Source organism: Streptomyces sp. NPDC041713 (genome assembly GCF_055591085.1).
The window spans coordinates 231,572-248,046 of the sequence record NZ_JBVIZY010000009.1; the positions used below are offsets into that span (position 1 = coordinate 231,572).

The 16,475-nt window shown below is 71.4% G+C and carries 15 protein-coding genes and 1 pseudogene; 11 read left to right on the top strand and 5 right to left on the bottom strand.

Going from position 1 to position 16,475, the window contains the following annotated elements; all coding sequences use genetic code 11:
* The first annotated feature begins 58 nt into the window (after positions 1-58).
* Positions 59-616, top strand: a complete 558-nt coding sequence (locus ACZ6CV_RS26570) for a TetR/AcrR family transcriptional regulator (protein ID WP_355812014.1) — start codon at positions 59-61, stop codon at positions 614-616.
* Here the strand turns inward: ACZ6CV_RS26570 and ACZ6CV_RS26575 are convergent.
* Positions 570-1,181, bottom strand: coding sequence for a murein hydrolase activator EnvC family protein (locus ACZ6CV_RS26575; RefSeq protein WP_469253171.1), 612 nt, complete (start codon positions 1,179-1,181; stop codon positions 570-572). The two genes, ACZ6CV_RS26570 and ACZ6CV_RS26575, sit on opposite strands and share 47 nt — an antisense overlap.
* Before the next feature lie 316 nt (positions 1,182-1,497).
* Between ACZ6CV_RS26575 and rpsB the strand changes: the two genes are divergently transcribed.
* From rpsB to ACZ6CV_RS26625, 10 genes are all read left to right on the top strand, one after another.
* A complete protein-coding gene (rpsB, locus tag ACZ6CV_RS26580; RefSeq protein ID WP_469253172.1) occupies positions 1,498-2,430 on the top strand; it encodes a 30S ribosomal protein S2 in 933 nt (310 codons plus the stop codon).
* A gap of 99 nt (positions 2,431-2,529) precedes the next feature.
* On the top strand, positions 2,530-3,366 hold the full coding sequence (tsf, locus tag ACZ6CV_RS26585) for a translation elongation factor Ts (protein ID WP_358773920.1): 837 nt from the start codon (positions 2,530-2,532) through the stop codon (positions 3,364-3,366).
* A gap of 186 nt (positions 3,367-3,552) precedes the next feature.
* Positions 3,553-4,314, top strand: a complete 762-nt coding sequence (gene pyrH / locus ACZ6CV_RS26590; protein WP_362374079.1) for a UMP kinase — start codon at positions 3,553-3,555, stop codon at positions 4,312-4,314.
* A 157-nt stretch (positions 4,315-4,471) separates the two neighbouring features.
* Complete coding sequence (gene frr, locus ACZ6CV_RS26595) at positions 4,472-5,029, top strand: ribosome recycling factor (RefSeq protein WP_355811774.1); 558 nt, start codon at positions 4,472-4,474, stop codon at positions 5,027-5,029.
* A 32-nt stretch (positions 5,030-5,061) separates the two neighbouring features.
* Positions 5,062-6,171: a phosphatidate cytidylyltransferase gene (locus tag ACZ6CV_RS26600; protein ID WP_362374081.1), complete on the top strand. Its 1,110-nt coding sequence runs from the start codon at positions 5,062-5,064 to the stop codon at positions 6,169-6,171.
* 96 nt (positions 6,172-6,267) lie between these two features.
* A complete protein-coding gene (gene rlmN / locus ACZ6CV_RS26605) occupies positions 6,268-7,374 on the top strand; it encodes a dual-specificity RNA methyltransferase RlmN (protein WP_362374083.1) in 1,107 nt (368 codons plus the stop codon).
* 234 nt (positions 7,375-7,608) lie between these two features.
* Positions 7,609-8,694, top strand: coding sequence for a thiamine ABC transporter substrate-binding protein (locus ACZ6CV_RS26610; protein ID WP_469253173.1), 1,086 nt, complete (start codon positions 7,609-7,611; stop codon positions 8,692-8,694).
* Positions 8,670-10,364 (top strand): ABC transporter permease, encoded by a 1,695-nt coding sequence (locus ACZ6CV_RS26615; RefSeq protein ID WP_469253174.1) that lies wholly within the window; start codon positions 8,670-8,672, stop codon positions 10,362-10,364. The genes ACZ6CV_RS26610 and ACZ6CV_RS26615 overlap by 25 nt, the downstream gene beginning before the upstream one ends.
* On the top strand, positions 10,364-11,392 hold the full coding sequence (locus ACZ6CV_RS26620; protein ID WP_469253175.1) for an ABC transporter ATP-binding protein: 1,029 nt from the start codon (positions 10,364-10,366) through the stop codon (positions 11,390-11,392). Before ACZ6CV_RS26615 ends, ACZ6CV_RS26620 begins: the two co-directional genes overlap by 1 nt.
* 134 nt (positions 11,393-11,526) lie before the next feature.
* Entirely contained in the window at positions 11,527-12,327 is an 801-nt protein-coding gene (locus ACZ6CV_RS26625) for a maleylpyruvate isomerase family mycothiol-dependent enzyme (protein ID WP_469253176.1), read from the top strand.
* A 24-nt stretch (positions 12,328-12,351) separates the two neighbouring features.
* On the opposite strand, the gene ACZ6CV_RS26630 is transcribed toward ACZ6CV_RS26625, so the two are convergent.
* From ACZ6CV_RS26630 to ACZ6CV_RS26645, 4 genes and pseudogenes are all read right to left on the bottom strand, one after another.
* Positions 12,352-13,509, bottom strand: a complete 1,158-nt coding sequence (locus tag ACZ6CV_RS26630; RefSeq protein ID WP_469253177.1) for an LOG family protein — start codon at positions 13,507-13,509, stop codon at positions 12,352-12,354.
* Positions 13,510-13,547: 38 nt separating this feature from the next.
* Positions 13,548-13,952: a VOC family protein gene (locus tag ACZ6CV_RS26635; protein ID WP_469253178.1), complete on the bottom strand. Its 405-nt coding sequence runs from the start codon at positions 13,950-13,952 to the stop codon at positions 13,548-13,550.
* A 121-nt stretch (positions 13,953-14,073) separates the two neighbouring features.
* Positions 14,074-15,249, bottom strand: a complete 1,176-nt coding sequence (locus ACZ6CV_RS26640; RefSeq protein ID WP_469253179.1) for a hypothetical protein — start codon at positions 15,247-15,249, stop codon at positions 14,074-14,076.
* Between the two features lie 260 nt (positions 15,250-15,509).
* A pseudogene (locus tag ACZ6CV_RS26645) lies at positions 15,510-16,259 on the bottom strand (ABC transporter ATP-binding protein); the annotation flags it as partial.
* Positions 16,260-16,475 lie beyond the last annotated feature (216 nt).

A 16,475-nucleotide genomic window follows, 5' to 3' on the forward strand; every position in this document is an offset into this window, starting at 1 on the left:
CCCGTGCGCGGCGCCCCGTCCGTAAGGTGGAGCCGTGCCAAGGATTCGAGCGGCCTCAGTGGCCGAGCACCGGTCGATGCAGCGCGGCGCCCTGCTGGACGCCGCGCGTTCCCTGCTGTCCGAAGGCGGTACGGAGGCGCTGACCTTCCCCGCCCTCGCCGAGCGCACCGGGCTCGCCCGGTCGTCCGTGTACGAGTACTTCCGGTCGCGGGCCGCCGTGGTGGAAGAGCTGTGCGAGGTCGACTTCCCCGTCTGGGCGGCGGAGGTGTCGGCCGCGATGGAGCGCGCGGAGTCGGCCGAGGGCAAGGTCGAGGCGTATGTGCGCCGGCAGCTGGCTCTGGTGGGGGACCGGCGCCACCGCGCCGTGGTCGCCATCTCCGCGAGCGAGCTCGACGCGGGGGCGCGGGAGAAGATCCGCGCCGCGCACGGCGGTCTCATCGCCATGATCGTCGAGGCCCTGGAGAGCCTGGGCCACGGGCAGCCGAGGATGGCGGCGATGCTGCTGCAGGGCATCGTGGACGCGGCGGTGCGGCGGATCGAGCTGGGCGCCGCCGAGGACCCCACCGCGATCACCGAGGCGGCGGTGGCCATGGCTCTGCGGGGCGTCCGGGGCTGAGGCCTCGTCCGCCGGCGTGCACGTCGGTGTGCACGTCGGTGTGCACCGGAAGGAGCCGGGACGGGCCGCGGTGCCGCAGCCGCGGGGACAGCAGGCTCAGCGGATCCAGATAGGTCCCTGCCCTGCGCAGGCCCCAGTGCAGACAACTCCCCGGGCAGTGACCCGTCGGGAACTCCAGGGTGCCCACCACCTCGCCGGCCGCCACCCGCGCGCCCTTCTTCAGCGAGGCCGACCCGCGCACCGGCTCGTACGTCGTGCGCAGCGGCGGATCGCCCGTGCCGTCCAGCTCCACCGAGACCACGCCCCGGCCCGCCACCCGCCCCGCGAAGGCGATCCGGCCCGCGGCCACCGCCCGTACCGGACCGCCCGGCGGCGCGGTCAGGTCCACGCCGCGGTGGCCCGCCCCGTACGGCGTCGCGGGCGGGTCCCAGGCGCGGACGACCGGCGGGCGGACGCCGACCGGCCGGACGGTGGCCGACGGCAGGGGCGCGGGCGGGACCGCGCGCGGGGGCAGGACGGTGGCGAGCAGGGCTGCCAACGCGGGCAGCAACAGTTCCAGGCGCATGGGAGAACCGTCCTCCGCCGGGCTCCGCCGTGGGGATCATGGTCCGGATCTGTGGACGGCCCGGCACTTGTGGACAACGCCGTCACCCGGCCGTGTGCCGTACCCCGACGGCGGCGTCACCTGCCACCCCGTGGGTCCCGTACACTTCTGGTGGCGATCCGGGTCACCGGGTCGACTTCGCACGCCCCGGCACCTGGCCATGAAAAAGCCGGTGTCAGCGCCCCTCGGTCCCTCGTGGGCAAGGCGCACTGCGGGCGTCAGGCGCGAGTGCCGTCCGGCACACGCGGCACAACCGAGATTCTCAAGGAGAACGGCCATGGCCGTCGTCACGATGCGGGAGCTGCTGGAAAGCGGCGTCCACTTCGGTCACCAGACCCGTCGTTGGAACCCGAAGATGAAGCGCTTCATCTTCACGGAGCGCAACGGCATCTACATCATCGACCTGCTCCAGTCGCTGTCGTACATCGACCGCGCCTACGAGTTCGTCAAGGAGACCGTCGCCCACGGCGGCACGGTCATGTTCGTCGGCACGAAGAAGCAGGCGCAGGAGGCCATCGCGGAGCAGGCCACCCGCGTCGGCATGCCCTACGTCAACCAGCGCTGGCTGGGCGGCATGCTCACCAACTTCTCGACCGTCTACAAGCGTCTGCAGCGCCTCAAGGAGCTCGAGCAGATCGACTTCGAGGACGTCGCCGCTTCCGGTCTGACCAAGAAGGAGCTTCTCGTGCTCTCGCGCGAGAAGGCCAAGCTGGAGAAGACCCTCGGTGGTATCCGCGAGATGTCCAAGGTGCCCAGCGCCGTCTGGATCGTGGACACCAAGAAGGAGCACATCGCGGTCGGTGAGGCCCGGAAGCTCAACATCCCGGTCGTCGCCATCCTCGACACCAACTGCGACCCCGACGAGGTCGACTACAAGATCCCGGGCAACGACGACGCGATCCGCTCCGTCACCCTGCTCACCCGCGTGATCGCCGACGCCGTCGCCGAGGGCCTCATCGCCCGTTCCGGCGTCGCCACCGGCGACTCGAAGCCGGGCGAGAAGGCCCAGGGCGAGCCGCTGGCCGAGTGGGAGCGCGACCTGCTCGAGGGCGAGAAGAAGGCGGACTCCGAGGACGCCAAGGCCGAGGAGCCGAAGGCCGCCGAGGCCGAGGCCGAGGTCGAGGTCCAGAAGTCCGCCGAGACGGAGAAGGCCGCCGCCGCCGAGCAGGCCGAGGCCCCCGCCGCCGCCGCGGACGCCGAGCAGGCCTGACCTCAGGTTCGGTGAGTGACGGCGGGGGCCCGATCGGCCCCCGCCGTTCACCCGTAGACCTTCGTAGATCTTTCAGACTCCGAGAGAGAAATTTCGATCATGGCGAACTACACCGCCGCCGACGTCAAGAAGCTCCGTGAGCTCACGGGCGCCGGCATGATGGACTGCAAGAAGGCGCTCGACGAGGCCGAGGGCGACGTCGACAAGGCCGTCGAGGCGCTCCGCATCAAGGGCCAGAAGGGCGTCGCCAAGCGCGAGGGCCGCTCCGCCGAGAACGGCGCCGTGGTCTCCCTCATCGCCGACGACAACACCTCCGGTGTCATCGTCGAGCTGAAGTGCGAGACGGACTTCGTCGCCAAGGGTGACAAGTTCCAGGCCGTCGCGAACAACCTCGCCGCCCACATCGCCAAGACCTCCCCGGCCGACCTCGAGGCGCTGCTCGCCTCCGAGATCGAGGCCGGCAAGACCGTCCAGGCGTACGTCGACGAGGCCAACGCCAACCTCGGCGAGAAGATCGTCCTGGACCGCTTCGCGCAGTTCTCGGGTGCGTACGTCGCCGCGTACATGCACCGCACGATGCCCGACCTGCCCCCGCAGATCGGTGTCCTCGTCGAGCTCGACAAGGCCGACGCCGACGTGGCCAAGGGCATCGCCCAGCACATCGCCGCCTTCGCGCCGAAGTACCTCTCCCGCGAGGACGTCCCGGCGGACGTCGTCGAGTCGGAGCGTCGCGTCGCCGAGGAGACCACGCGCGCCGAGGGCAAGCCCGAGGCCGCCCTCCCGAAGATCGTCGAGGGTCGCGTCAACGGCTTCTTCAAGGAGGCCACCCTCCTCGGCCAGCCGTACGCGCTGGACAACAAGAAGTCGGTCGAGAAGGTTCTCGCCGAGGCCGGTGTCACCCTGAAGCGCTTCTCGCGCATCAAGGTCGGCATCTGAGTCCGTACCGCGATCGACGGTAGACCCCGCTAGGGTCGACAGCGGTCGCCCGCGCACGGTCCTCGTGCGCGACGTACGACCGCAGGATCTGACGAGGAGGCCACTGCCGAGCATGGGATGCGAACGACACCCCCGCCGGCAGTGGCCTTCTTCGCATGTGTGCCAAGTAAGAGAAGCGAGAACCACATGACCACCAAGGCCGACTCGAAGAGTGACGACGACAAAGTTGCCGGACGCTTTCTGCTGAAGCTCTCCGGCGAGGCGTTCGCCGGAGGAGGCGGCCTCGGGGTCGACCCCGACGTGGTGCACGCCATCGCCCGTGAGATCGCGGCGGTCGTACGGGACGGCGCGCAGGTCGCCGCCGTCATCGGCGGCGGCAACTTCTTCCGCGGCGCCGAGCTGCAGCAGCGCGGCATGGACCGGGCCCGCTCGGACTACATGGGCATGCTCGGCACCGTCATGAACTGCCTCGCCCTGCAGGACTTCCTGGAGAAGGAAGGCATCGACTGCCGCGTCCAGACCGCCATCACGATGGGCCAGGTCGCGGAGCCGTACATCCCGCTGCGTGCCGTGCGCCACCTGGAGAAGGGCCGTGTGGTCATCTTCGGCGCGGGCATGGGCATGCCGTACTTCTCCACCGACACCACCGCCGCGCAGCGCGCCCTGGAGATCGGCGCCGAGGCGCTGCTCATGGGCAAGAACGGCGTGGACGGCGTCTACGACTCCGACCCCAAGGCCAACCCCGACGCGGTGAAGTTCGACGCCCTCGGCTACGGCGAGGTCATCACGCGCGACCTCAAGGTCGCCGACATGACCGCGATCACGCTGTGCCGGGACAACAAGCTGCCCATCCTGGTCTTCGAGCTGCTCTCCGAGGGCAATATCGCCCGGGCCGTCAAGGGTGAGAAGATCGGCACACTCGTGGGCGACCAGGGAAACCGGGCCTGACCCCAGGGACCTGGGCCTGCCTCAAGCGACGGGCGCGAGACGTCACTTGAGAGGGATGGACAAAGCCCTGCCGGTCGGACACCGTGCAGGAAAGAGACGCGACGCAGCCGGCCGCCCCGTGCTAGCCGGGCCTACTCAAGACACGCAGGAGCAAGTGGTGATCGAAGAGACCCTCCTCGAGGCCGAGGAGAAGATGGAGAAGGCCGTCGTGGTCGCCAAGGAGGACTTCGCCGCGATCCGCACCGGCCGTGCGCACCCGGCGATGTTCAACAAGATCGTGGCGGACTACTACGGCGCGCTGACGCCGATCAACCAGCTGGCCTCGTTCTCGGTGCCCGAGCCGCGGATGGCCGTGGTGACCCCGTTCGACAAGAGCGCGCTGCGCAACATCGAGCAGGCGATCCGCGACTCCGACCTCGGCGTCAACCCGAGCAACGACGGCAACATCATCCGGGTGACGTTCCCCGAGCTGACCCAGGACCGCCGCAAGGAGTTCATCAAGGTCGCCAAGACCAAGGCCGAGGACTCCAAGATCTCGATCCGTTCGATCCGTCGCAAGGCCAAGGAGGCCCTGGACAAGGCGATCAAGGACGGCGACATCGGCGAGGACGAGGGCCGCCGCGGCGAGAAGGAGCTCGACGACACCACCGCGAAGTACGTCACGCAGGTGGACGAGCTGCTCAAGCACAAGGAAGCCGAGCTGCTCGAAGTCTGAGGCTCGAGTCCGAGGAATCAGGGAACCGATTCGTGAACGACTCTTCCTGGGGGGCGCCGCCCAGAGCCGGGTATTGGGGGCCGCCCGACCAGGGACCCGGTCAGGGGGCGACCCCGCCAGGTCCCGCGTACGATGCGCAGGACGCGCTGTTTCCGTCCGAGACGCAGCCCATGCCCATCGTGCCCGACGTACCCGTGACCGGCTCACACCAGGACGACGGCCGGGGGGCCACTCGGATGGGCGGCCCCCTGTTCCGTGACGAGCCCTCGCAGGAGCCCATGCCCAGCGCACCACAGCCGCAGCCGGCCCCGGCCGCCCCGCAGAAGAAGAGCGCGGGACGCGACCTCGGGGCGGCCATAGGAGTCGGTGTGGGACTCGGCGCGGTGATCGTCGCGTCGCTGTTCATCGTGAAGGCCGTCTTCATCGGCGTCATAGCGGTGGCCGTCGTCGTCGGCCTCTGGGAGCTCACCTCGCGGCTGGAGGAGCGCAAGGGCATCAAGGCGCCGCTCGTGCCGCTCGCGGTGGGCGGCGCGGCGATGGTCGTCGCCGGTTATGTGCGCGGCACCGAGGGCGCGTGGGTCGCGATGGCCCTGACCGCGCTCGCGGTCCTCGTCTGGCGGATGACCGAGCCGCCCGAGGGCTATCTGAAGGACGTCACGGCGGGGGTCTTCGCGGCCTTCTACGTCCCGTTCCTCGCGACGTTCGTGGCGCTGATGCTCACCGCCGACGACGGCCCGTACCGGGTGCTCACCTTCCTGCTCCTGACCGTGGTCAGCGACACCGGGGCGTACGCGATCGGCTGGCGCTTCGGCAAGCACAAGCTGGCGCCGCGCATCAGCCCCGGCAAGACCCGCGAGGGCCTGGTCGGCGCGGTCACCTTCGCGATGGCGGCGGGCGCGCTCTGCCTGCAGTTCCTCATCGACGACGGTGCGTGGTGGCAGGGCCTGGTGATCGGCTTCGCGGTCGCGGCGAGCGCGACGCTCGGCGACCTCGGCGAGTCGATGATCAAGCGGGACCTCGGCATCAAGGACATGGGCACGCTGCTGCCGGGCCACGGCGGCATCATGGACCGTCTGGACTCGCTCCTTCCGACGGCGCCCGTGGTGTGGCTGCTGCTCGTTCTCTTCGTCGGGTCAGGCTGAGGTGCACACCGTCTGACCTGCGTGTTCGTGGGTGAGGGGTCCGTTGTCCACAGGGCGGCGGGCCCCTCCTCGTATGTCTGCGACACTGGAAGGACCATGCCTAAGCCCGGAGAACTCACCTTCGTCGCGCCCCGCGGAGCCAAGAAGCCGCCGCGGCACCTCGCCGACCTCACGCCCGCCGAGCGGAAGGAAGCCGTCGCCGCCACCGGCGAGAAGCCGTTCCGCGCCAAGCAGCTCTCGCAGCACTACTTCTCGCGGTACGCGCACGACCCGGCCGAGTGGACCGACATCCCGGCCGGGTCGCGCGAGAAGCTGCGTGAGGCGCTGCTGCCCGATCTGATGTCCGTGGTGCGGCACATCAGCTGCGACGACGACACGACCCGCAAGACGCTCTGGCGGCTCTTCGACGGGACGCTCGTCGAGTCCGTCCTGATGCGCTACCCGGACCGGGTGACCATGTGCATCAGCTCCCAGGCGGGCTGCGGCATGAACTGCCCGTTCTGCGCCACCGGACAGGCCGGCCTGGACCGGAACCTGTCGACCGGCGAGATCGTGCACCAGATCGTGGACGGCATGCGGGCGCTGCGGGACGGCGAGATCCCGGGCGGCCCCGCGCGGCTCTCCAACATCGTCTTCATGGGCATGGGCGAGCCGCTGGCCAACTACAACCGGGTGACCGGCGCGATCCGCCGGCTCACCGACCCGGAGCCGGACGGCCTCGGCCTCTCGCAGCGCGGGATCACGGTGTCGACGGTGGGGCTCGTGCCCGCCATCCACCGGCTCTCCGACGAGGGCTTCAAGTGCCGCCTGGCCATCTCGCTGCACGCCCCGGACGACGAGCTGCGCGACACCCTCGTCCCGGTGAACACGCGCTGGCAGGTGCGCGAGGTGCTCGACGCGGGCTGGGAGTACGCCGCGAAGTCGGGCCGACGCCTGTCCATCGAGTACGCGCTGATCAGGGACATCAACGACCAGGCATGGCGTGGTGACCGGCTCGGGCGGATGCTCAAGGGCAAGCCGGTGCACGTCAACCTGATCCCGCTGAACCCGACGCCGGGCTCGAAGTGGACCGCCTCGCGGCCCGAGGACGAGAAGGCGTTCGTGGAGGCCATCGCCGCCCATGGCGTGCCGGTCACCATCCGGGACACCCGGGGCCAGGAGATCGACGGAGCGTGCGGACAGCTCGCCGCGGCCGAGAGGTAGTCTGACGGGCGTGCGGGCGTACGCCTCGTACACACATCTGCATATTCCGACAGGGGAGCGCCACAGCGCTGAGAGTGCGGCACCTTGGACAGGTGGGCCGCAGACCCTCTGAACCTCGCCCAGGTCATTCTGGGTAGGAAGTTCGGGCATCACTCAAGCTGTAGCGTCCTGCCCGCGTGCCCTTGGCCCGCGGGCAGGGCCGCGTCTCTTCCTGGTCACCCAGGAGGAAATCCAGTGAGCACCACCAAGAAGGTCACGTCCACCGCGGTGGCGGTGGGCATCGGGCTCGTCGCCCTCTCCGCGTGCGGCAGCTCCGACGGGGGGTCGGGGAAGACCGACTCCAAGACCGTCACCCTCGTCAGTCACGACTCCTTCAACGTCTCCAAGGACGTGCTGAAGGACTTCGAGAAGCGGTCCGGGTACAAGGTCAGGGTCCTCAAGGACGGCGACGCGGGCGCCGCCGTGAACAAGGCGATCCTCTCCAAGGACAACCCGCAGGGCGACGTCTTCTTCGGCGTCGACAACACCCTGCTGTCGCGGGCGCTCGACAACGGGCTCTTCCAGTCGTACCGGGTCAAGGGCGCGGAGAAGATCAAGCCGGAGTTCCTGGCCGACGGGGACAGGAGCCGGGTGACGCCCGTCGACAGCGGCGACATCTGTGTGAACTACGACAAGAAGTACTTCGCCGACAAGAAGCTCGCGCCGCCGAAGTCCTTCGAGGACCTGACGAAGCCGGCCTACAAGAACCTGCTCGTCACCGAGAACACCTCCACCTCGTCGCCCGGACTCGGCTTCCTGCTCGGCACCGCCGCGAAGTACGGCGACAAGGGCTGGGAGGGGTACTGGACGAAGCTCAAGGCCAACGGCGTCAAGGTCGTCGACGGCTGGGAGCAGGCCTACAACGAGGAGTTCTCCGGGTCGGCCGGCGGCAAGAAGGCCAAGGGCGACCGGCCGCTCGTCGTCTCCTACGCCTCCTCGCCGCCCGTCGAGGTGCTCTACGGCAAGCCGCGGCCCAAGGAGGCGCCGACCGGCGTCGCCACCGGCACCTGCTTCCGTCAGGTGGAGTACGCGGGTCTGCTCAGCCACGCGGGCAACACCAAGGGCGGCAAGGCGCTCCTGGACTTCCTCGCGGGCCAGAAGTTCCAGGAGGACATGCCGCTGAACATGTTCGTGAACCCGGTGCGCGAGGGCGCGAAGCTGCCCGAACTCTTCACCCAGCACGGCGTCACGGTCGACAAGCCGCAGACCATGGATCCGAAGAAGATCGCCGACAACCGCGAGCCGTGGATCAAGTCGTGGACCTCGCTCGTACTGAAGTAGCGGCCAAGGCCAAGCCCCGCGGGGGCCCCGGCCCGGGGAGTGCGGCGCGGCTCGGCCTGATGGCCCTGCCCGTCGCGTTCTTCGCGCTCTTCTTCGCCTACCCGGTCACGGCGATCGTCGCGCGCGGGCTGCACATCGACGGCGGCTGGCGGTTCGGCCGGATCGTGGACGTCCTCGGGCAGTCCGACATCCGGCACGTGCTGTGGTTCACCACCTGGCAGGCGCTCGCCTCGACCGCGCTCACGCTGCTGATCGCGCTCCCCGGCGCGTACGTCTTCGCGCGCTTCGACTTCCCCGGCAAGCAGCTGCTGCGGGCGGTCGTCACCGTGCCGTTCGTGCTGCCCACGGTCGTCGTCGGAACCGCGTTCCTCGCGCTGATCGGGCGCGGCGGGCTCTTCGACGAGCTGTGGGGGGTACGCCTGGACACCACGGTCTGGGCGATCCTCCTCGCGCACGTCTTCTTCAACTACGCGGTCGTCGTGCGCACCGTCGGCGGCCTCTGGTCCCAGCTCGACCCGCGCCAGGAGGAGGCCGCGCGGATGCTCGGCGCCTCGCGCTGGACGGCGTGGCGGACGGTGACGCTGCCCGCCCTTGGCCCCGCGGTGGCCGCCGCCGCGCTCATGGTCTTCCTGTTCACCTTCACCTCCTTCGGCGTCGTGCAGATCCTCGGCGGACCCGCGTATTCGACGCTCGAAGTGGAGATCTACCGGCAGACCGCCCAGCTCCTCGACCTGCCGACGGCCGCCGTCCTGACCATCGTCCAGTTCGTGGCGGTGGGCCTGATCCTCGCGATCCACGCGTGGACGGTGCGGCGGCGCGAGAGTGCGCTGAAGCTCGTCGACGCCTCGGCGGTGGCGCGCCGTCCGCGCGGCGCCGGACAGTGGACGCTGCTCGGCGCGGTCATGGCGACGGTCGCCCTGCTGATCCTGCTGCCGCTCGGGGTGCTGATCCAGCGCTCCCTCGACGGCCCCGACGGCTACGGATTCACCTACTACCGTGAGCTGACCTCGGCGGACGGCGGCGCCTTCCTCGTGCCGCCGATCGAGGCGATCGGGAACTCGCTGCAGTACGCGGTCGTGGCCACCGCCATCGCCGTCGTCATCGGAGGGCTCGCGGCCGCCGCGCTCACCCGGCGCGCCGGGCGGCTCGTCCGCGGCTTCGACGCGCTGCTCATGCTGCCGCTCGGGGTCTCCGCGGTGACCGTCGGCTTCGGCTTCCTGATCACCCTGGACAAGCCGCCGCTCGACCTGCGGGCCAGCTGGATCCTGGTGCCGCTCGCGCAGGCGCTGGTCGGCGTGCCCTTCGTCGTACGGACCATGCTGCCGGTGCTGCGCGCGGTGGACGGGCGGCTGCGGGAGGCGGCGGCCGTGCTCGGGGCGTCGCCGCTGCGGGCGTGGCGGGAGGTCGACCTGCCGATGGTGCGGCGGGCGCTGCTGATCGCCGCCGGGTTCGCCTTCGCGGTCTCCCTCGGCGAGTTCGGGGCGACCGTCTTCATCGCGCGGCCGGACAACCCGACGCTGCCGGTCGCCGTGGCGCGGCTGCTCGGCCGGGCCGGCGACCTCAACTACGGCCAGGCGATGGCCCTTTCGACGATCCTGATGGTGGTGTGCGCGGTGTCCCTGCTGCTCCTCGAACGCGTCAGGACCGAGCGCACGACGGGGGAGTTCTGATGACGGACGCCTTGCTGAGCCTGCGGGAGGCCACGGTACGTTTCGGGGCGCGGCCCGCGCTCGACGCCGTGGACCTCGACGTCGCCGAGCACGAGATCGTCTGCGTCCTGGGGCCGAGCGGCAGCGGGAAGTCGACGCTGCTGCGGGCGGTCGCCGGGTTGCAGGGGCTCGACGCGGGGCAGGTGCTGCTCGCCGGGCGCGACCAGCGTGGGGTGCCCGCGCACAAGCGGGGCGTGGGCCTGATGTTCCAGGACCACCAGCTCTTCCCGCAGCGCGACGTGGCGGGGAACGTCGCGTTCGGCCTGCGCATGCACGGCGCGTCGCGGGGCGAACAGGCCGACCGGGTCGCCGAGTTGCTGGAGCTCGTCGGCCTGCCGAACGCGCAGCGCCGCGCGGTGGCCTCGCTGTCGGGCGGTGAGCAGCAGCGGGTGGCGCTCGCGCGGGCGCTGGCCCCGCGGCCGAGGCTGCTGATGCTGGACGAGCCGCTGGGTCAGCTCGACCGCTCGCTGCGGGAGCGTCTGGTCGTCGAACTGCGCGAGCTCTTCGACGAGTTGGGGACGACGGTGCTAGCCGTGACGCACGACCAGGGCGAGGCCTTCGCGCTCGCCGACCGGGTCGTCGTCATGCGCGAGGGCCGCATCGCCCAGTCCGGCACGCCGCTTCAGGTGTGGCGGCATCCGGCGGACGAGTTCGTGGCGCGCTTCCTCGGCTTCGACAACGTCATCGAGGCGACAGTGACGGGCGCGGTCGCCGCCACGGCGTGGGGCACGGTCCCGGTGCCGTCCGGGACGTCCGCCGGGCGGCACACGATTTTGGTGCGGCCCGCCGGGGTGCGGCTCGTCGCTCCGGACGAGGGGCTGCGGTGCGAGGTGGTGGCGCGCACGTTCCGCGGCACGCATGTCGCCGTGCGCCTGCAGCCGAAGGAGGGCCCGCGCCTGGAGGCGGCGTGCGCGCTGCGCGAGGCGCCGGAGGTGGGGGAGACGGTGGGGGTCGGGTTCGACGCGGACGACGTGGTGGTGCTCGGCTGAGCCGTCGGCCGTCATGCGGATCCGCTGAGCCCTCGGCCATAAGGCGGGTGCCGGCCCCTTGGCCGTGATGCGGGTGCCGAGCCCTCGGCCGTAATGCGGGTGCCGTCCCGCAAAGATCGATCTACTGTTCGCCCATGACCTCACTGAGCCACGGGCGGTACTGCGACGAAGTCGCCCGGCAGATCGACCTGTTGAGAGCGGCCTTGAAGGGGGCGGACCTCTCGGCCACCGTACCGACCTGCCCCGACTGGACGCTCGCCGAGCTCGTCCGGCACACCGGCGGCGCGGTGCGCTGGAGTGAGCGGCTGGTCGCGACCCGCGCCGAGCGGGACATCCCGGAAGAGGACATCCCGGAGTGCGAAGGGCCCGCGGGCGACGATCCGGTCGCCCTCGACGCCTGGCTGGCCCGTACCGCCGAGCTCGGCGCCGAGACCTTTCGTGCCGCGGGCCCCGACGCCCCCGTCTGGTCCTGGAGCGGCGACCGCCGAGCCGGGTTCTGGGCCCGGCGCATGACGCACGAGCTGCTGATCCACCGCGCGGACGCGGCCCTCACCACCGGCGCCGCGTACGAGGCCGAGCCGGACGTCGCGGCCGACGCCATCGACGAATGGCTGGACCTCGTCGCCCTCGCCCAGCGCACCGACCCCGACGACAGCGCGGTCGAACTCAGGGGCGCGGGCCGCAGCATCCACCTGCACGCCACCGATGTCCCCGACGGACTCGGCGGCCTCGACGCCGAGTGGCTCATCGAGTTCGGCGAGGACGCCTTCACCTGGCGGCGCGGGCACGCGAAGGCGGATGTGACCCTGCGCGGCCCGCTCACGGAGGTGCTGCTCGCCTTCTACCGCCGACGGCCGCTGGAGAGCGGGCGCGTGGAGGTGCTGGGGGAGCGGGAGTTGCTCGACTTCTGGCTGGAGCGGGCGTCGTTCGGGTGACCTCGTCGGCTCACCCCGACCCCGTCAGCTCGCCGCCGCCGACCCGCTGAGCTCGCGCAGCGCGTCCGGTGCGTCCTCCACGCGGTCCACCAGGGCGATCCGTGACGCCATCGGGCGGTCCTTGGCCAGTGACTGCAACAGGGGCCACACCGGCAGGTGTTCGGTCCAGTGGGTGCGGTCGACCAGGACCATGGGAGTGGGCTCGCCGCGGGAACCGTAATAGTTGGGGGTCGCGTTGTCGAAGACCTCCTGGACCGTGCCCGCCGCGCCCGGCAGGAAGACGACGCCCGCGTTCGAGCGGGCCAGGAGACCGTCCTCGCGGGTGGCGTTGGCGAAGTACTTGCCCAGGTGCGAGGCGAACGCGTTCGGCGGCTCGTGGCCGTAGAACCAGGTGGGGATGCCCACCGAGGAGCCGCCGGTCGGCCAGCGCTCGCGCACCGCGAACGCCGCGCGCGCCCAGTCGGTGATCGAGGGCGTGAACGAGGGCACCTTGGCGAGGAGTTCGAGGGACTCGTCCAGCATCGCCTCGCCGAAGGCGGCCGCGTAGGCGCCGAGGTTCGCCGCCTCCATCGCACCCGGACCGCCGCCCGTCGCGACGGTGAACCCCGTGCGGGCCAGCGCGCGGCCGAGCCGCGCCGCCCCCGCGTAGGCGTCCGTGCCGCGGGCCATCGCGTGGCCGCCCATGACGCCCACCACCCGCGCGCCGACGAGGTGTTCGTCGAGGGCGTCGGAGATGGAGTCGTCGTGGATGGCGCGCAGCATCGACGAGAAGACGTCGCCGTCGGCCTTGGTCCGCTGGAACCAGGCGTACGCGTGGGAGTCCGGCGTCGCCTCGTAACCGCCCTCGGCGAGGCCGGCGAACAGGTCGTCGGGGGAGTACAGCAGCCCGCGGTAGGGGTTGAACGGCAGACCGGGGACCGGCGGGAAGACCAGCGCGCCGCCGGCCCGCACCTTCGCCGCCGCGTCCTCGCGCATCGGGCAGCCGAGGAAGACGGCGCCCGCGACGTCCGCCGCGAGGAGCGCCGAGGTGCGCTCCGTCAGGTCGACGGCCTGGACGCGGCAGCCCGCGAGGGCGCCGCGGCCACAGACGGCGTCGAACTCGGCGAGGGTCTCGATCTCGCGGTCGTCGCCGGGGAGTTGCGGAGGTTGCGGGGCGGATGCGTGTTCGGGAGTCGGCTGCATCCGCCCATGCTAAGCAGGGGCACCCACCGGGGCCTCGCTCAGCCCTGGACCTGCGAGGGGTCCATCCACATGATCTCCCAGGTGTGGCCGTCCAGGTCGTCGAAGGCACGGCCGTACATGGTGCCGTAGTCCTGGACCTGGCCGGCCGTGCCGCCCGCGGCGACGGCCGCGTCGACGAGCTCGTCGACCTTCTCGCGGCTCTCCGCGCTCAGACAGATCAGCGTCTCGCTCGTCTTCGTGGCGTCCGCGATCTCCTTCTGCGTGAAGTTCGCGTAGTGCTCCTTGCTCAGCATCATCGCGATGATGGTGTCGCTGATCACCACGCACGCGCACTCGTCGGTCGTGAACTGCGGGTTGATCGTGTACCCCAGCTCCGTGAAGAACTTCTTCGACGCGGCGACGTCGTTCACGGCCAGGTTCACGAAGATCATCTGCTGGTACATGAGTGTCTCTCCCGGTGAGTGCGTGTGCCTTACGCGTGTGCCTTACGGAGGGGTAGACACCCGTTCGACGCGGAACTCATCGCCGGTCGCGCACTTTTCTCCGCGGGCATCCCACGGGCCGTCAGCGGGCCAGCGGGACCGCCGCCAACTCCGCGACGATCCAGGTCAACGGGACGAACACGGCGGCGAGCGCGCCCGCGCGGAGCGCCGCCGAGCCGCGCAGCAGCGTCGCGGGCGCCCCGAGCCGCAGCAGCGCGTCCGTCGTCCGCGTACGGGCCTGCCGCGCCTCGACCGCCGACGTGGCGAGGGTCAGTGCGGCGCACCCCGCGACGAGCAGCCCGCCGAGCGCGGTGAGCGGCCCGAACTCGGGGCTCGGCCCCGCGTACAGCGCGATCGAGGCGTACGCGCCGGACGCCACCGCGCACAGCACGCCGAGCGGCCGCCCGATGCGCCGCGCCTCCTCCTGCAGGACGCGCCCGGCGAGCAGCCGCAGCGCGCCGGGGCGTGCGGCCTGCAGGATCCGGCCACTGAGATACGTGAGGCCGGGGCCGGCCAGGACGAGGCCGAGGGCGGTCAGCGCCCAGCCGGCGAGGACACCCGCTGGGCTGCCGTCGGCGCCGCCCGGCATGGGGAATCCGGTGCGCGGCCGGACGTCGGAGCGGCTCGCGTACGTCTCGACCGCGAGGCCCGCCGCGAGCAGCGCGACCCCCCAGGGCAGTCCGCCCGGCGGTCGGGCCGGAGCGCCCGGTTCCCCGACGGGTTCCGTGCCCGCCTCCGCACCGGTGGCCTTGACGGGCCGGGGCCGCAGCACCACGGCGCCGGCGACCGACGCGGTGATCGGGACGAGGGAGAGCAGGGTGAGCGCGCCGGCGAGCGGCAGCGGGCGCCCGCCCGCGAGCAGGTCGGTCGCGGCCCCGTCGAAGGGCAGACCGCTGATGTCGCCGCGCAGATGCAGGAAGAAGAGCAGCGCCACCATCGAGCCGAGGACGCAGGACACGGCGGTGGAGATCGCGGCGAGCACCATCAGGCGGCCTGGGCCGAGGCCGACCGCGGAGAGTCCGCTGCGCGGCCGGGTCGCCGGATCGGTACGGGCCACGGCGACGGCGAAGTACACGGTGGCGGCGATCGGCGCGACGCACCAGGCGAGCCGCAGGACGGCCCCCGCTCCGGGGTGCTCCATCGCGTACGCCAGGGTGCACAGCAGCAGGAAGCCGGTGCCGGCGGACGCGGCGGCCACGAGGAGGCGCCGCAGCAGGACGAGCGGGTGGGCGCCGCGGGCTAGACGGAGAGCGAGCACGCGGCCCGACCTTCCGTCGTGGGGGCGGTGGAGGTGGCGGTGGCGACCGTGTTCCCTGTACTGGACGTACCCGTACTGGGCGTACTCGTACTGGACGTACCAGTACTCGCCGTATCGCTACTCGCCGTACTAGTACTCCCCGTACCCGTACTGGCCGTCACCGCCGTACGCACGGCATCCGCACCGGCACCGGCATCAGCACTGGCATCAGCTTCGGCCCCGCTCCCCCCAGCGACCACGTCACCGTCACCAGCCGCACCAGCCGCACCAGCCGCACCAGCCGCATCAGCCGCGCCGGCCGCACCAGTCGGTGCCGCCCCCGGCAGGTGGACCGTGTTGACGCGGCGGCCGTCGAGCAGGGTGACCGTGCGGTCGGCGAGGGTGGCGACCTCCGCGTCGTGCGTGGCGAGGACGACGGTGATGCCGTGCGAGCGGGCCGCCGTCGTCAGCGTGCGCAGCGCGTGGGCGCGGTCCGCGCGGTGCAGCGTCGCGGTGGGCTCGTCGGCGAAGAGCACGTCCGGCGTGGTGACCAGGGCGCGGGCGATGGCGACGCGCTGCCGCTCGGCCTGGAGCAGGGCGTGCGGACGCTTGCGGGCGCATCCGCCGATGTCCAGGCGCTCGAGCCACTCCAGGGCGGCGGGCTTGGAGGTCCGGTGCGACGCGCCCCGCAGCATCAGCGGCAGGGCGACGTTCTCCCAGGCGGTGAGCTCGGGGACGAGCTGCGGTTCGGGGTCGATCCAGCCGAAGCGGTCGCGGCGCAGCCGTTCCCGCACGAGCGCGCCCTTCGTGTGGACGGGGGTGCTGTTGAACCAGACCTCGCCCTGCTGGGGCAGCCGCTGGCCCGACAGGCACTGCAGGAGCGTCGTCTTGCCGGAGCCGCGCGGGCCGTTGACGGCGAGGATCTCGCCCTCGCGGACACCGAGCGAAACGCCGGTGAGGGCGGGGGAGCCGTTGTGTGTGACGTGCAGTGCGCGTGCCCACAGCACGTCGTTGTCCGGCGGGGCCACCATGGCGTACACCTCGGTTCAGATCAGCTCGACTCCCCCGTACGGGGGAACGAAGGCGGGGCCGATCGGTCACTGGGCACGCTATGGATTCGGGCGGACATGCCCGGAAACGACGCGGCCCGGGGGCGCCCGTTCTCACTCGAACGGACGCCCCCGGGGCCGGTGTTGATCACTCGATCACACGACAACACAGGTCGGCGACGAGCGGTGCCTGTCGGC

Bases quoted from the DNA above. Each gene is read 5' to 3' on its own strand.
- tsf (WP_358773920.1), top strand. From the start codon at position 2,530: ATGGCGAACTACACCGCCGCCGACGTCAAGAAGCTCCGTGAGCTCACG.
- rlmN (WP_362374083.1), top strand. From the start codon at position 6,268: ATGCCTAAGCCCGGAGAACTCACCTTCGTCGCGCCCCGCGGAGCCAAG.
- ACZ6CV_RS26575 (WP_469253171.1), bottom strand. From the start codon at position 1,181: ATGCGCCTGGAACTGTTGCTGCCCGCGTTGGCAGCCCTGCTCGCCACC.
- ACZ6CV_RS26635 (WP_469253178.1), bottom strand. From the start codon at position 13,952: ATGTACCAGCAGATGATCTTCGTGAACCTGGCCGTGAACGACGTCGCC.
- ACZ6CV_RS26630 (WP_469253177.1), bottom strand. From the start codon at position 13,509: ATGCAGCCGACTCCCGAACACGCATCCGCCCCGCAACCTCCGCAACTC.
- pyrH (WP_362374079.1), top strand. From the start codon at position 3,553: ATGACCACCAAGGCCGACTCGAAGAGTGACGACGACAAAGTTGCCGGA.
- rpsB (WP_469253172.1), top strand. From the start codon at position 1,498: ATGGCCGTCGTCACGATGCGGGAGCTGCTGGAAAGCGGCGTCCACTTC.
- ACZ6CV_RS26620 (WP_469253175.1), top strand. From the start codon at position 10,364: ATGACGGACGCCTTGCTGAGCCTGCGGGAGGCCACGGTACGTTTCGGG.
- ACZ6CV_RS26625 (WP_469253176.1), top strand. From the start codon at position 11,527: ATGACCTCACTGAGCCACGGGCGGTACTGCGACGAAGTCGCCCGGCAG.